Raw genomic sequence first — 14,577 nt, forward strand, 5'->3', positions numbered from 1 at the left:
ATAAAACCTAAGACGCTAGGGCAAAATAGAAAAGGGCAGTACAAATTGCACTGCCCTTTATCATCAACCTTAACTAAATCTATACTTTGTTTATCTGCCGCCTCTCATCATCATTGGGTTCATACCACCTCTTTGCTGCTGCTGATTATTACCGCCGAAGTTTCTAAGGTTGTAAGTGAATGTGAGCATGAAATATTGTTGTAACACTGTTGTGTTTCTATCTTCAATTGAAATGTCTGAAATGGTACGGCTAATGGCTTGGTTTTGACCAAGTGCATCAAAAACTGATAGCTTCAATTCACCCTGATCCTTCTCGAAGAATTTTCTACCTATTTCAGCATTTAACATCCATACCGATTGATTAAACTCTTCGCCCAAACCTCTGTACAACTGATGTGTTGTAGTATTGGTAAAGAACCATTTTCCAGCAAAGCGATAGAAGAATCGGAATGAGCTAACTTGGGTGAAGAAGTTATTTTCTGCACTTGTATTCAAACTACTTTCTACAAAATTGTAGCTAGCAGTTGATGATAGAGTAAAGTCAACATTCTCATTGATATTACTACTTAAAGTAACACCTTGGCTCAAAGTAGTACTTCTGTTGAAGTTTTTGCGCCCATTAACAATACCCGGAATTTGACTGTAAGTCACCGAAGAGTTTACATTCAGATTACTCTTAATTCCCTTCATATAAGAACCGTAGGTCACGAAAGCGCGGGAGGTAATACTACCGCCCATATTTTCAGGACGTGTAAACTGACCACCACGAGCCAACGGAATAGTACCATTGATCAAGGTATCTTGCTGCGCTATATAGGTTGCATTACCAATGTAATTGCTAGTGATATTACTTGTAAGGAATACCAAGAAAGTACGAGCATTTTCAAGATTGAAGCTTGTGTAATTCAAGGTCATGAAATGTCCGAAATTTTGCTTCAAATCTGGGTTACCGCTAGAAAGCTGCAATGGATTGGCATTGCTTACCACATCTTGCAATTGATTGATCGATGGGTTTTGCGTAGTGGCTCTATAGTTGAATCTCAAGTTTTGCATTGGCGTGAAACGGTAAGTAGCGTTCACTGTTGGAATCAGGTTATTGAATTGCAATTCAGTTTCCGATTCTGTAGGGAACATTCGCTCGTTCTGCAACCTTGCAAATTGATAATTAAGATTTGTGTTAATATTCAACTTATTGTAGTTGTACACATAGCCTAAACCAACCCTCTGTGTAAAATAGCTATTGTCAAATGTGTTTGTAAGGGCCGTATCCAAATTCATCAAACCTGTTTCTGTTTGCAATCTAAATACACGCTGATCACTGTCTGTAAAGTTATTACCCAATGAATAGTTAGCTTGCAAGTTTGATCTTGCTGATAATGGCTCTGTATAGACAAAGTTTGCATTGTAGCTAACTCCGCTCGATAAAGCATTCGTTACTTGGTTTACCGTATCTGCTCTATTGATTCTTGGATTGATATTGATCGCATCCAAGTAAGTATCACTATCATTGTTGTTCGATGAGGTAGTAATATTTGTGGAGACTGATCTACCTTGCTTATCGAATCTCAAACGGTAAGTAAGGTTGTTGGAGAAGTTGAAACTGTTACCCTCCCGCGTTGTTGCGTTGTTATTGCTACTTAGTGCTGTTCCATCAGGCTGAAAGTTCAGACCAAAAGTTGTGTTTTCAGAATTTGTATCATTGAAACTTATATTTGGACGCATGATAATCGCAGAACGATCACTCAAATTCCAAGTGATATTCATATTCAATCTATGATTCGCACTTTCACTAAGATCTGCTGTTTCTTCTGTATAAAACTGACTTAAGTCTGAACCCAAGATCAATTCACGATTCAATTTATTTTCTAAGGTATTGCTAGAAGTATTGTAGAAATAACTACCGTTAAACTCGAAACCTTTGCCCCAGAAATCTGAGAAGTTAAGGCCTACAGAACTTGCGGTATTGATACCTGTGGAGCCACCCCCACCACGACCTCCCAAAGCAGCCATACCCCCACGACCACCGCCGAAGCCACCTGTTTGATCTTGACCTCCAAAATTTTGTTGATTAACATTATTTGCCCCTCCTATAATAGAAAGTCTTCTATCTCCTTTGAAAAGGTTGAAGTTACCGCCACCTTGGTACCTTTCATCTGTACCATAGCCGGCGTAGAACTTACCAAATGAGCCAGCACGAGCATCTTCTTTTGTTACAATATTCAATGTTCTATTTCTAGTGCCGTCGTCAAAACCTGTAAGTTGAGCTTGGTCGGATCTCTCGTCAAAAATCTCTACTTTATCTACAATCTCTGCAGGTAAATTACGAAGTGCCGTCATTGGGTCATTGCCAAAAAAGCGCTTTCCATCTACCAATACATTTTTAACTTCTTCTCCTTGGGCTCTTATTGAATTACCCTCTATTGTAACACCAGGTAATTTTCTAATTAAATCTTCAGCATCTGCATCTGGGCGAGTGGTAAAGGCACTTGCATTAAATACCGCAGTATCACCTTTCATTTCTCCAGTAACCGGAGGCCCTTGAATTACAATCTCGCTAAGTAACTTACCGCTAGAAATACGGATAGTTCCCAAATCTTCGTTGCTCACAAGGATGAAACTTTGCTTAAAATTATCGTAACCTACGTAGCTTATTTCTAATACAAATGATCTTGGGATGGGGTTTTTAAACTCAAATTTACCATTTTTATCTGTGTAAGTTGCTTGGAGTAAAGAATCCGAAGTAGTTTTCATAAGGACATTCGCCCCTACTAATGGATCGGTATCATTTTCGTCCATCACAACTCCATACACTTTTTTGAGGGAGTTTTGTGCATTTGCTTCGTTTATCGATACGAGTGAAATGAGTAGGACAAATAGGAAAAGTAGATTTTTCTTCATTTTAATTGCTTGTATCTAAATAAGATTTCAAGCCTTAGAGCAAATCCACCATCCGTAGTTTAAATGCTTGAATAAAAAAAACTAAAAAATTTCCTAAGCAAAATTAATCAATTAATTATCAGTTGATTATGAAAATACTTTTTGAACAATTATAGCATTGAGTTTTCAGATTAGCAGAATTTCAATTTCTGATACCCTCAACCCTCCAATCAATTCAACTATACATCACTTCTTATCCAATATTCGATTCAAGTTAGCTTCAGAGTAATAAATTGATTTAAGCGTTTTTCTATCCTCCCGCCTAAACACCAAATACTTTCCATCTGCTTCTTCATAATAGCAATCTACACCTTTCTCAAGTTTGTAATGCGCTACCGTATCTTTAGCTTCTAACTCATTATTACACGCCTTGCTCATATTCGATCTTTGCACTTCCTCGAACATCTCCTTGAATTTATCTGCCAAGCCAAATTCCAAAATGGCGCCCGAAAGCACATATTGCAAATCACAAAAAGCATCAGCAACTTCAACGATATCCTTCGATTTAATTCCTTCCACTAGTTCATTTAGCTCCTCCACAAGCAATGACACACGTAATTTACATCTTTTATCATCCGGAATTTGTGGCGATTCTAGGATCGGATGTTTAAATGTTTTGTGGAATTCTGCTACTGATTGAAGTGATTTTGGATCTTGCATCGAAATTGGTTTTTTATGAAAAATGAATACAAAAATAGAAAAGGCAACTTATTTACATAGCCTATTGTTGGTTTTGGATAAATTTGCAAAATGAGAGTAGTAGTAGGACTATCAGGCGGAGTGGATTCTAGTGTAACAGCGCACATGCTACAAGAGCAAGGCCATGAGGTCATTGGCGTGTATATGCGCAATTGGCACGACGAATCTGTCACTATCAATAATGAGTGCCCATGGATTGAGGATAGCGCAGATGCAATGGCTGTAGCAGAGCATTTGGGTATTCCATTCTATAATCTGGATCTAAGCAAAGAGTACAAGGAGCGGATAGTTGATTATATGTTTGCTGAGTACGAAAAAGGCCGCACGCCCAATCCTGATGTGCTTTGTAATAGAGAAATCAAATTCGATACTTTCCTTAAAGCTGCCCTCAAATTAAAAGCTGATGCGGTCGCCACAGGACATTATTGCCAAAAAGATACGATTGAAGTAAATGGCAAAACGGTTTATAGACTTTTAGCAGGCGCAGATGCAAATAAAGATCAGAGCTATTTTCTTTGTCAATTATCGCAAGAGCAATTGAGTAAGGCTTTGTTCCCAATCGGACATTTGCAAAAGCGGGAGGTAAGGGAAATTGCTACAGAAATTGGTCTGCCGGTGGCAGACAAAAAAGATTCACAGGGTCTATGCTTTGTAGGCAAAATAAGGCTTCCTGAGTTTTTGCAACAGCAATTAGCTCCAAAGAAAGGCACAATTGTAGAAATTCCTGAGTCAGCTCAACCAATTCTCAACCTTGCAGATTCCCTTGCTCAAGCCAATGGCAAAGAGAAGCTTTCCCTACTTTCTACCTCGGTACATTTTAGTCCTGCCGATGGTGAGATTGTTGGAGAGCATAATGGCGCTCATTTTTTCACGGTAGGGCAACGCAAAGGCTTGCAAGTAGGTGGGAAAAAAGAGCCTTTGTTTGTGCTTGAAAAAGACACAGTAAATAATATTCTATACACTGGCCAAGGTGCAGAGCATCCTGGCTTACAAAGAGGTGGCTTATTTGTAAAAAAGGAGCATATTCACTGGGTGCGGGAGGATATGCAAATGAAAGAAAATGAGCAAAAGGAATTTATGGTGCGATACAGATATCGCCAAGCATTGATTCCAGCTACTTTGCATCAGGAAGCAGAAGGACTCTATGTGATTTTTGAAAAGCCACAAACGGGCATAGCTTCTGGTCAATTTGTAGCTTGGTACGATGGCAATGAGCTAATCGGCTCTGGCGAAATCCACTAATCACACGGAAAACTTTTTTTAGTGGAAATCCCGATACTTTACCAAGACGAAAATTTTATTGCAGTAAACAAACCAAGCGGTTATGTAGTGCATCCAAGCGCATGGGTTGGAAGAGATGAATTGCCATCGGTGATGCAATTGCTCAGAAATGCCATTGGCCAAAAGGTGTATCCTGCTCATCGGCTCGACAGGCAAACGAGCGGAGTGCTCTGGTTTAGTACTAATCCAGAAGCTGATAAAGCCTTGAAAGCACTTTTTGAAAGCCGAAAAGTAAGCAAATGCTACCACGGAATTGTGCGAGGATTTACAGAAGATTCATTTACCATCAATAAGCCTCTGAAAAAGGAACTTATTGGGAATGAGCAAACTGCCATTACACATTTTAAGTGTTTGGCAAAAGTAGAACTGCCCATTGCTATTGGCAGATATCCAAGTAGCCGATTTTCATTTCTTCAAATAGACGCTGAAACTGGGCGTATGCATCAGATAAGGAGACACTTAAGCCACTATAGACATCCACTTCTGGGCGACAAAAAATATGGTGACAATAAATACAATGCCTTTATCCGTAACAATTTTGGAGTAGATCATTTGGTCTTGCATTGCTATAGCACTAGTTTTGAGCACCCATTTACTCAGAAGGCCGTTAATGTAAGCGTGAACTTACCTGATGATTTAGCTGAAATGCGTAACAGTATATTCGAAAACATAGAGATAAAATTCACCTCATAAATTAGTTTTCTTAACATTAAGGTAACATTTACGTAATAATTTAGTATCTTTGATGCAGAATGTAAAAAGAAAAGGAGGTAAAAAGATGAAAACTGCATATGAAAAACGCTGGAAATATGCTACCAACAATCTTTTATTTGGTAAAGGTTTGAAGAGAAGCGAAAGAGGATTTTACTTCTTCATTATCTTCATAATCATTGTTTTCGGTGTATTAATGAACTACTTATAGTATTAAAATTCATAAGTCGATAAACAGCTTCTCATTTTGGGAAGCTGTTTTTTTATGTTCATTTTTATTTATTTCTCGCTAAGCCGCAAGGACGCAAAGAATTATATAAAGCGACATAATAATTTAGTTTAATCCCTACATTCCTTAAAGCTACCCATAGATATCAATTTACTGCTAAAATCAGAACTATTTTCTTCGCTCATAAGTTGTAAGAGGTGTATAGATAAATTTAAAAAATAAATTATTATGGATATAACTAAAAAAGTAAAAGAAGAGCTAGAAGATCGTATTGAAAAAATTGAAGATTTTATAGCTAAGAAAGGTCTAGGTTCTAAGCAATTGAAAAAAGCACAAAAAGCACAAAGAAATATTAATCTGGGACTTGTTTTAGTTGGCGTTGTAACCATTGCTGGCCTTGCCATCTGGATGAAGAGTACTAATAAGGAAGATTAAGAATTTTAATCAATTAGTAATTTCGAAAATCAAATTCAGGATTCTATTCCTGAATTTTTTTTTTGGCATTTTTTATCGTGAGCAGTTTACTCAGATTCTTTAGCCCTACCCTAATTTTTTTTTATTGACACTACGAAAGCGCCAGCAGTGTGAAAAACAATTCGCTCTCTGCGTCTTCACTCTGCGTAAATCTGCGCCATCTGCGGGCAACCTTTTTTTCTCCCGCAGATTACGCTGATACGAGCAGAAAGATAAACTAGTATTTATTGCAATTTTACTAGAGCACGTATGTCATCGCTGTTGTGGACACAATAAAAATTATTATGAATAATTTGACAATCCTCTTGTAAACCGATTGACAAGCACGTGAAATTTAACTTAGCTAAATTTTAAAAACTCACTTACTCCTCTTTAGAACCACAAGGTATATGGTTGCCATTCGCTAAAAACAATGGAGTTTCCGTACAGTCGCAGAATTTGCTCATTTGGCTATTTAAAAATGGTATTCTAGATACCTCCACAGCTTCATACCCCCACGTACAATCACCAGCTGAATCTGAAGGCATATATACCAAGACTGGCCTGCTGTAGTAGTACACAGCCAGACTTAGAATGAATACACTTACCATTGCTATCCAAAAGGATTTTTTTGGTTTTTTCATAATTAACTATTCTGATAAAATAAATTTTCTTTTAAAACCCAACATCCTTGAGAAGATCTTCTGGCAATTCATAAACTACAATATTCTTATCTTCCGACTCACCAAATATTCCTACGATACGTTTATTTTTCACATCGAAAGTGAAGTCATTTAAAAAACGATCAAGTTTTAAAGACCATTTCACTTCACCATCCTCGTTAAAGAAAAGAATGCGGGTTTTTATTTTTGCAATTGCACTGTAATAAAGGTTCGCGACAGTACTACTTTTTGCCAACTCCTTTGCCTCTTTTATATACATGACCAAAAGCCCTTTCGGAACAGGTACTGATCTTAGTAAAACTGGATATGGATTGCCTAATTCTTCCTCAGTCCATGGCTGTCCAAAAACCCATTCCTTTTCAAATTTTCCATCCGGTAAATAAAACTCTATGGTATTCAACTTATTATGACTCCAAACTACACGATTCCACCAAGGGTGAAAGTAGCCTTGACCGGTATATGCATAGGGTAGTATATTTGGCGAAAAAAATTCACTAAAAGATACAAAGGGCAATTCTTTTATCACATTGCCGCTTTGCGTATCAACCACCATAAACTTGAATTGAGCAGAACCGCCCTGCCCCCAAATAGTATTGTGGTTCACAATTACAATTTGTTGAGTTAACACAATATCGTCCGGATAATTCACAAAGTTTAGATTGTTTAAAGAATCTGAAAAATCAATTTCTTTTATAGGTCCACCAGTATTTATTTTTAAAGAGTAATCTTGGAAAGGTTGAATAGCAAGAATAGGAACAAGATACTCAATATCATTAGGTCCTTTTCCGGTCTTACCAAAAGATTTCACCACATTGAAACTCTCGTTCAAATAGTGTAATTTTTCTTGTGTACGTTGATCTGATAATATAAAGTATCCATCATGTGAAATGATACTAGTAGGCTCGCCAAAGAAATCAGTGGGGCCAACTTCTTTGCCAGTCAAATTAAATTCCTCAACAGCCAATTCTTCTGAAACTGAACATGAGAAAAAAAGATGCAGTATCAGTATAAAACTAATAAAGCATCTTTTTGAGTACAAAAAATTACTAAACATTCTTTAAAATTTATTGTGGTGTTGGGGTGCAAAGCCTGTGAGTCCCATCAATAATAAAAGAAGTAGGAGTACAATCACATAATTTTGTATACCCATCATTATTCCAATTTAACCAGCTTTTTTCTACAGATGCATACCCCCAAGAACAAGCTGGTGCTGGATCATTTTCCGCAAAACTTATCTGCTGAGGAAAAAAATTAAGGATTAGAGCGAAAACTGCTCCTACCATCATAGTGAAAATTGTTTTTTTGTTTTTCATAAGTATTAATTTTTGATTGATTGTCAATAATAATAATAATAATAATATGAGTCAAGATTTATTGTAAATTTTTATACTATATGTTTAAAATAATGATTTAGGGATCCAATTACATGTATACTCTTGTCACATATTCTCCATTTTAAATAGCCACATCTCTCTTCGTTCTTTCCTAAATTATGAAATCCTTTCAAACATAGAGGCCCAAAGGAAAAACGTATATGAGTACAGAGAAGAATCAAAACATTGTTGGACTTTTCATAAATCTGCGAAAATCTGTACCATCAGTGGGCTACCTTTTTTCTCTCGCAGATTACGCTGATACATGCAGAAAAAAAATCCACAAAGAAAGGTTGATGGGATACAAAAGGCTTTTTCCTCTCTGCGGTCACTGCGTCTTTACTCTGTGTTCTTTGCGCTTAAACTTCTTCTTTTTAATAACCGCAAGTGGCGCTGAGTTTGAAGCAAAGGGTCGCAAAGTTTTAGCTTTCCTCTCTGCGGTCACTGCGTCTTTACTCTGTGTTCTTTGCGTTTAAACTTCTTCTTTTTGATAAACGCAAGTGGCGCGGAGTTCTACGCGAAGGGGGGCAAAGACTCTGATTATTTTGCCAATCTACTTTTAACCTTTTCGGCCAAAGCAGCAGCCCATTCCTGATATATTTCTTTGGATGGATGTAGTTTATCTGCCACTACCATTTCATTTCCATTTGCTCTATAAGCTTCGGTAATTTCTGTATAATCGACCCCATACTCTTCGCAAAGCATCTTTTTCACTTCATTAAATTGATCAATCTCCTTTGCCACTTTAGCTTTATCTGTATTTCTATCATCTGCAAAAGGCGTAACCGACCAATCCGGAATTGAAATCACAAATACTCTTGAATTATCCCCTCCCGCAAATTTTATAGCTGTTTCTAGCAAATAGGCGAATTGCTCTTCATATTCCTCTAAACTTCTTCCTCGATATTGGTTATTTACCCCAATCAACAAAGTCACTAAATCATAGCTTTCTGCCAAGTCTGTCCGCTCTTCTATCGCTTTAGTAAGTTCATCTGTAGTCCAGCCTGTACGAGCAATTATCAGTGGTGAGGCCACATATAGGCTATCCATATTTAGCATAGCAGCCAACTGATTTGGATAACGATCGGCTTCGGCTACCCCCTCGCCTATTGTATAAGAATCGCCCAATGCCAAATAGCTATAAACTTGCGCATGCAATGGGTTCAATATCAAAACCATAGAAAAAGCAAAAAGGGCAATAGTTAATTTCTTCATTTCAGTAAATCGTTTTTTATAAGAATCAGCTTGAAAAAGATATTCGTTTCATTAAAATAGTAATTAGCATGCCAAATTTTATATATTTCACGCAAATAAACGATTAGCCATAATGAAAGCTCACCCTTCTCAAAAATACTTCCTTCTTAGTTGTTTTGTTTTGTCGGTTATAATTGCGGCTTGCGGACCAAATGTAAGCGAGCAAACTGATGGCCCTTTTGAATATACTACGCCTGAGAGTAAAGGTTTAATAGCCGATTCTTTAACAAACATTGATGATTTGTTCAACTTAGCATTAGAGGATGAGTGGCTTGCAGGTGCTGTTGCATTAGTGGCTGTAGATGGCTCAATCGTATATGAAAAAGCTTTTGGCTACCGAAATATTAGCGAGAAAGACAGCATGGAAACAACAGACATTTTTCGCATTGCGTCCATGAGCAAGCCTATTACTTCTTTGGCTATTTTACAATTGCAGGAAGCTGGCAAACTCAATTTTGATGATCCATTGTCAAAGTATATTCCAGAGTTTGCCAATCCTCAGGTTCTTGATTCTATCAATCCTCTAGACTCTAATTACACAAGCACACCAGCTAGTCAGGAAATTACAATTCATCATTTATTGACGCATACTTCTGGCATTTCGTATGGATTTGCGGACACTACCATGAATAAGCTATATGCAAAAGCAGGAATTATCGATCTCACTACCTTACGTCCGGTTACATTAGAACAAAATATTGCCAAATTGGCTCAATTGCCACTGAAACACGAGCCTGGTGAAAGATGGTCTTATGGATTGAGCATCGACGTTTTGGGGCGGGTGGTTGAAGTAGCTTCGGGAATGCCATTCGATCAATATTTAGAGCAAAATATCTTCGAGCCACTAGGTATGGAATCAACAGGTTTTTACTTTGACGATAGCATGGCCAACCGACTTACGACCATGTATGCCAACCAACGTGATCCTAAATTAGTAGCTTTCCCAAATGATCCTGAAAGAGACCTTACGGGTGATTTTCCCATTCAAGGCGCCAAGAGCTATTTCTCAGGAGGAGGTGGATTAAGCTCCACAGCGCATGATTATCTGAAATTTGCACAAGCCATATTGAATGGTGGTGAGCTAAATGGTACTAGAGTCATAAAAGAAGAAACACTGCAACATGCCAAAGAGAATAAAATTGGCGACCTGCAAGTAGGCCGAAATAAATTTACTTATGGCTATATGATTGTTCCGGAAAATGGAGATTTGAGATTCAACAGAACGCCAAATACCATTTCGTGGACTGGGGCATTTCAAACTTCCTTTTGGATAGATCAGGAAAGGAAAACTGTGGGCATTATGCTAAGCCAAATGTATCCTTCATATCACCAAAGCAAGGTGTATAATGGTTTTGAGCAGGCTGTTAATGGGGCTTTTGGTGCTAATTCAGTTAATTAGTTGAAATACTGATAAAACGATTCAGGGATTTCTGCTACCCTCACAGCGTGGTTTTCATTTTTGAATGAAAATCCATAGATCAATTTATTTTTGTAATCAATTGCCAACTGACCGAAGGAATCATCAAAACTCAGTTCAGCTAACGGCTTCAAACCCCAATCATAAATCTCTAAAACGGGTTCAAAACTACCTCCTTGATTAATCCTTTTTCGTGTTGTATTTGACCTTAGTGCAAATATGTACTTTGGTGTTGGGATCGTTTGCAAATAAAAGAAAATCGCATCATCTCCAATCGGTACTCCATTGTCATTATTGAAAACAGGATACTCTAATTGGGCATGGGTTTTCAATGAATTAATTTTTTCGCCAGCGGAATTGTAGATGGCTAAATATGGGAAATTCCTTAATCCAGAAACCACCAAATCACGCTCTGCATTATAGGCCATGGTGCTGTAATATACATAGCCTCGTGTACGAGTTGGCAAAGATTGGCTTAACACTGGGGCAAACTCGTCATTCAATATCACTTCTTCATTCTCGTCTATTATGGTGAGAAATGTCCTTCCGTTTAAATCATTCAATGCCCAACCATTATTGGTTTTCATCAAATTCTCCCATAGAAATGCTTGTTTCGGCAATTTGCCCACATTCACAATTTTGAAAGCACCTGCATTCTGCTCTACATAAAATGTATTTCGTTTATGCACATCTACAAATAACTGCTCCTTTAAACTTTTGGGCTTATAGGAGCCATCAAGCACATCTATAAATTGACCTAATTCAGAAGGGCCTCCACCACGAGTACCGATCCAATGCTCAGACCAATCTTGTGTATCAATAATTTGTAAAGCATTATCTCCACAATCATTTACCAATACCAAATGTGAACCTACCATCTTAAGGTTGGTTGGACATAAGGTTTTGATTTTGCGAACAGTCTTCAGTTTCACAGACTCCTTTTGCACAAACTCACTGTATAATTCATTGATTGAAGTACATGATATTGAAATTAAGAAAAACGCTGAAATAACTGATAAAAAGTGTTTGGTCTTAGGCATAACAAATGTTAGAATATTCATTGTCAGTCCCCTTCACAGAGTTATTACTAATTCATCTTCACCTTGTAAATAAAAGCAGGGGGTAGGTTAAATAGACAAAAGTCGATTTTACAGTTTTGAAAAACTTTTTCTATTTCTTTATAATCGTATAAGGAATATTGATACTGTATAAATGTGCCAGTGCTGTGTAGCTTATTTTGTATATTCTCGTAAATCTTGTTTTTGAAGCTTGTGTCAAATAGAGCCAGTGGTAAACTCGAAATCACTACATCGAAATAATTATCATCCAATTGACTTAGTTTAGAAACGCATTCACCTTTAATTGTAAGACGTGTATCTTTAATATCTCCTAGCAAAGCCGCTAAACCAGCGTGATTTTCATAAGAGTATAACTGTGAGTCGGGCGACATTCTATTTAAAATCTCTTTGGTGATTACACCATCTCCCGCGCCAAGTTCAAGCACGTTCAATCGCTTACCAAAGTCAATCCCTTTTATGATTTTTCTAGTCAAATAACTACTGCTAGAAGCAATGCTTCCTATTTGCCTAATATTCCTAAGTCCTTCTACTGTAAATTTCGCTTTCATAAATTCATCAATCCTGTCTCACGCTTACTTATTGTGCTTTCAATTATTAGTTTCTCCATTCATTATAACTAATAAAAACCAAAACCTTCTAAAAACGGGCTAAAAACTACCTATAACACTAATAGAATAAAAATCTAATGGGATAATTGGTCATATTAAACTTTCAGGGGAGCAATAAGATTGTAAACCTTCTAGCCTATTCCACACGTATGTTATTCCAAACAACAAGCTTTGCCAATCATTGTTTTTTTCGCTAGCTTTTGCCTAAATATGGCAGACATTTTTTAATTCAAGCCTTTAATTACACATTTAATTATAAACCCTATTCATAAACCCTATTCATAAACCCAATATAGTATGTCAGTAAATAAAGATTATAGTTTATTCGACGATGTTTGCGGATTTGTAGATGAAGCAGCAAAACATTTAGATTTACGTGTAGGCCTTTTAGACCAAATCAAGGAATGTAATAGTATTTACAAATTCAGTTTTCCACTTCGCAATGACGATGGAAGCTATGAAGTGCTCACAGGATACAGAGTGCAGCATTCTCATCATAAGCTTCCTGTAAAGGGTGGTATTCGCTATAGCGAGCACGTAAATCAAGATGAGGTAAAAGGCCTCGCTGCACTAATGACTTATAAATGCGCCTTAGTAAATATCCCTTTTGGTGGTGCCAAAGGTGGTGTTAGAATTGATCCATTAAAATACGATGTTAGTCAACTCGAACGCATTACACGAAGATACACATCAGAGCTTATCAAAAAGAAATTTATTGGCCCTGCAATAGATGTTCCAGCACCAGATTATGGCACAAGTGCTAGAGAGATGTCTTGGATAGTAGATACATACGAAGCTTTCAATCCAGAAGCCATCAATGGAAAAGGTTGCGTTACGGGCAAGCCACTCTCACAGCATGGTATAGATGGCCGTACTGAAGCTACTGGTATGGGCGTATTTATTGGCATTCGCGAAGCAGTAAGTGTAAAAGAAGACATGGATGAAATAGGCCTAAGCACAGGTATCGCTGGCAAAAGAGTCATAATTCAAGGTTTGGGTAATGTTGGTTATTATTCTGCTCTTTATCTTCAGCAGGCAGGTGCCAGAATCGTAGCAATTGCCGAGTGGAATGGAGGAATTTATGATGAGTCGGGCATCGATGTAATGGAGATAAAAGAATATCAAGTTAAAAACAAAGGCTTCAAAGGCTATGGAAAAGGTGAGTTTATAGAAGATAGTAAAATACTTCTTACTTACGATTGCGATATTCTTGTTCCGGCAGCATTAGAGAATCAGATTACTATAGAAAATGCTAAAGATGTAAAGGCAAAAATTGTAGCTGAAGCTGCAAATGGCCCGGTGACTCAAGATGCTGAAAAAGTCCTACTCAAAAACAACATCATGGTTATTCCTGATATGTATTTGAATGCGGGAGGTGTTACAGTCTCTTACTTCGAGTGGCTTAAAAATCTCTCCCGAGTGTCTTTCGGCAAAATCGAAAAACGATATGACATGCAGAAGTTCTCAGTCTTGTTAGAAAGTATCGAAAAAGCTACTGGTGATAAGTTTAGCGACGAGCAAAAACATCTACTAGCTCAAGGTGCAAGTGAGCGTGATTTGGTTAATTCTGGATTAGAAGAAACCATGGTAAATGCCTACCACAGCATGAATGAAATGCGCCATCAGAAAAACATTCAATCCCTTCGTACAGCAGGATTTATCTTGGCATTACAAAGAATTTCAGTGAGTTATATGGATTTAGGCATTTTCCCTTGATTCTATAAATCATCCAAGTACAATTCAATCGAAAGCGGAAATGTGATAAAAGCATTTCCGCTTTTTTCGTTAATTCTGCCAATAGATTTAATAAGCTTCGGAAATCGTATTAACTTCGTCGCAACAATCTATCAGCC

14 protein-coding genes are annotated in these 14,577 nt (G+C 37.4%); 6 read left to right on the forward strand and 8 right to left on the reverse strand.

The genetic code is table 11. From position 1 onward, the window contains the following. Positions 1-90: 90 nt before the first annotated feature. Positions 91-2,898 (reverse strand): outer membrane beta-barrel protein, encoded by a 2,808-nt coding sequence (locus ACOXY8_RS03570; RefSeq protein ID WP_458330173.1) that lies wholly within the window; start codon positions 2,896-2,898, stop codon positions 91-93. Positions 2,899-3,123: 225 nt separating this feature from the next. Continuing rightward, on the reverse strand, positions 3,124-3,597 hold the full coding sequence (locus ACOXY8_RS03575; RefSeq protein ID WP_458330174.1) for a pyrophosphohydrolase domain-containing protein: 474 nt from the start codon (positions 3,595-3,597) through the stop codon (positions 3,124-3,126). 90 nt (positions 3,598-3,687) lie between these two features. On the opposite strand from ACOXY8_RS03575, the gene mnmA reads away from it, so the two are divergent. From mnmA to ACOXY8_RS03595, 4 genes are all read left to right on the forward strand, one after another. Beyond that, positions 3,688-4,878: a tRNA 2-thiouridine(34) synthase MnmA gene (mnmA, locus tag ACOXY8_RS03580; protein ID WP_458330175.1), complete on the forward strand. Its 1,191-nt coding sequence runs from the start codon at positions 3,688-3,690 to the stop codon at positions 4,876-4,878. 21 nt (positions 4,879-4,899) lie between these two features. Continuing rightward, on the forward strand, positions 4,900-5,610 hold the full coding sequence (locus tag ACOXY8_RS03585; RefSeq protein WP_458330176.1) for a pseudouridine synthase: 711 nt from the start codon (positions 4,900-4,902) through the stop codon (positions 5,608-5,610). An 85-nt stretch (positions 5,611-5,695) separates the two neighbouring features. Then, complete coding sequence (locus ACOXY8_RS03590) at positions 5,696-5,839, forward strand: hypothetical protein (RefSeq protein ID WP_458330177.1); 144 nt, start codon at positions 5,696-5,698, stop codon at positions 5,837-5,839. A gap of 246 nt (positions 5,840-6,085) precedes the next feature. Next, a complete protein-coding gene (locus ACOXY8_RS03595) occupies positions 6,086-6,292 on the forward strand; it encodes a hypothetical protein (protein ID WP_458330178.1) in 207 nt (68 codons plus the stop codon). Positions 6,293-6,693: 401 nt separating this feature from the next. Here ACOXY8_RS03595 and ACOXY8_RS03600 read toward each other — a convergent pair whose 3' ends face one another. The 4 genes from ACOXY8_RS03600 to ACOXY8_RS03615 form a co-directional block, all read right to left on the reverse strand. Continuing rightward, a complete protein-coding gene (locus ACOXY8_RS03600) occupies positions 6,694-6,954 on the reverse strand; it encodes a hypothetical protein (RefSeq protein WP_458330179.1) in 261 nt (86 codons plus the stop codon). A gap of 31 nt (positions 6,955-6,985) precedes the next feature. Further along, positions 6,986-7,957, reverse strand: coding sequence for a hypothetical protein (locus ACOXY8_RS03605; protein WP_458330180.1), 972 nt, complete (start codon positions 7,955-7,957; stop codon positions 6,986-6,988). Between the two features lie 100 nt (positions 7,958-8,057). Then, complete coding sequence (locus tag ACOXY8_RS03610) at positions 8,058-8,306, reverse strand: hypothetical protein (protein ID WP_458330181.1); 249 nt, start codon at positions 8,304-8,306, stop codon at positions 8,058-8,060. Between the two features lie 600 nt (positions 8,307-8,906). Beyond that, the gene (locus tag ACOXY8_RS03615; protein ID WP_458330182.1) at positions 8,907-9,581 is read right to left on the reverse strand and encodes an SGNH/GDSL hydrolase family protein; all 675 of its coding nucleotides are present in this window, start codon (positions 9,579-9,581) and stop codon (positions 8,907-8,909) included. 160 nt (positions 9,582-9,741) lie between these two features. On the opposite strand from ACOXY8_RS03615, the gene ACOXY8_RS03620 reads away from it, so the two are divergent. After that, positions 9,742-11,019: a serine hydrolase domain-containing protein gene (locus tag ACOXY8_RS03620; protein WP_458330183.1), complete on the forward strand. Its 1,278-nt coding sequence runs from the start codon at positions 9,742-9,744 to the stop codon at positions 11,017-11,019. On the opposite strand, the gene ACOXY8_RS03625 is transcribed toward ACOXY8_RS03620, so the two are convergent. Beyond that, a complete protein-coding gene (locus tag ACOXY8_RS03625) occupies positions 11,016-12,077 on the reverse strand; it encodes a hypothetical protein (RefSeq protein ID WP_458330184.1) in 1,062 nt (353 codons plus the stop codon). The genes ACOXY8_RS03620 and ACOXY8_RS03625 overlap by 4 nt on opposite strands. A gap of 47 nt (positions 12,078-12,124) precedes the next feature. Next, complete coding sequence (locus ACOXY8_RS03630; RefSeq protein ID WP_458330185.1) at positions 12,125-12,664, reverse strand: class I SAM-dependent methyltransferase; 540 nt, start codon at positions 12,662-12,664, stop codon at positions 12,125-12,127. A 357-nt stretch (positions 12,665-13,021) separates the two neighbouring features. Here ACOXY8_RS03630 and ACOXY8_RS03635 point away from each other — a divergent pair, with 357 nt between their 5' ends. Beyond that, complete coding sequence (locus ACOXY8_RS03635; protein ID WP_458330186.1) at positions 13,022-14,440, forward strand: Glu/Leu/Phe/Val family dehydrogenase; 1,419 nt, start codon at positions 13,022-13,024, stop codon at positions 14,438-14,440. Positions 14,441-14,577: the final 137 nt, after the last annotated feature.

Origin of the sequence: Peijinzhouia sedimentorum (assembly GCF_049340005.1) — a bacterium.
GTDB lineage: Bacteria > Bacteroidota > Bacteroidia > Cytophagales > Cyclobacteriaceae > CAXBDP01.

Coding starts and splice junctions, on each gene's coding strand:
- ACOXY8_RS03600 (WP_458330179.1), bottom strand. CDS start 6,954: ATGAAAAAACCAAAAAAATCCTTTTGGATAGCAATGGTAAGTGTATTC.
- ACOXY8_RS03590 (WP_458330177.1), top strand. CDS start 5,696: ATGAAAACTGCATATGAAAAACGCTGGAAATATGCTACCAACAATCTT.
- mnmA (WP_458330175.1), top strand. CDS start 3,688: ATGAGAGTAGTAGTAGGACTATCAGGCGGAGTGGATTCTAGTGTAACA.
- ACOXY8_RS03625 (WP_458330184.1), bottom strand. CDS start 12,077: ATGCCTAAGACCAAACACTTTTTATCAGTTATTTCAGCGTTTTTCTTA.
- ACOXY8_RS03615 (WP_458330182.1), bottom strand. CDS start 9,581: ATGAAGAAATTAACTATTGCCCTTTTTGCTTTTTCTATGGTTTTGATA.
- ACOXY8_RS03595 (WP_458330178.1), top strand. CDS start 6,086: ATGGATATAACTAAAAAAGTAAAAGAAGAGCTAGAAGATCGTATTGAA.
- ACOXY8_RS03630 (WP_458330185.1), bottom strand. CDS start 12,664: ATGAAAGCGAAATTTACAGTAGAAGGACTTAGGAATATTAGGCAAATA.
- ACOXY8_RS03610 (WP_458330181.1), bottom strand. CDS start 8,306: ATGAAAAACAAAAAAACAATTTTCACTATGATGGTAGGAGCAGTTTTC.
- ACOXY8_RS03570 (WP_458330173.1), bottom strand. CDS start 2,898: ATGAAGAAAAATCTACTTTTCCTATTTGTCCTACTCATTTCACTCGTA.
- ACOXY8_RS03635 (WP_458330186.1), top strand. CDS start 13,022: ATGTCAGTAAATAAAGATTATAGTTTATTCGACGATGTTTGCGGATTT.
- ACOXY8_RS03575 (WP_458330174.1), bottom strand. CDS start 3,597: ATGCAAGATCCAAAATCACTTCAATCAGTAGCAGAATTCCACAAAACA.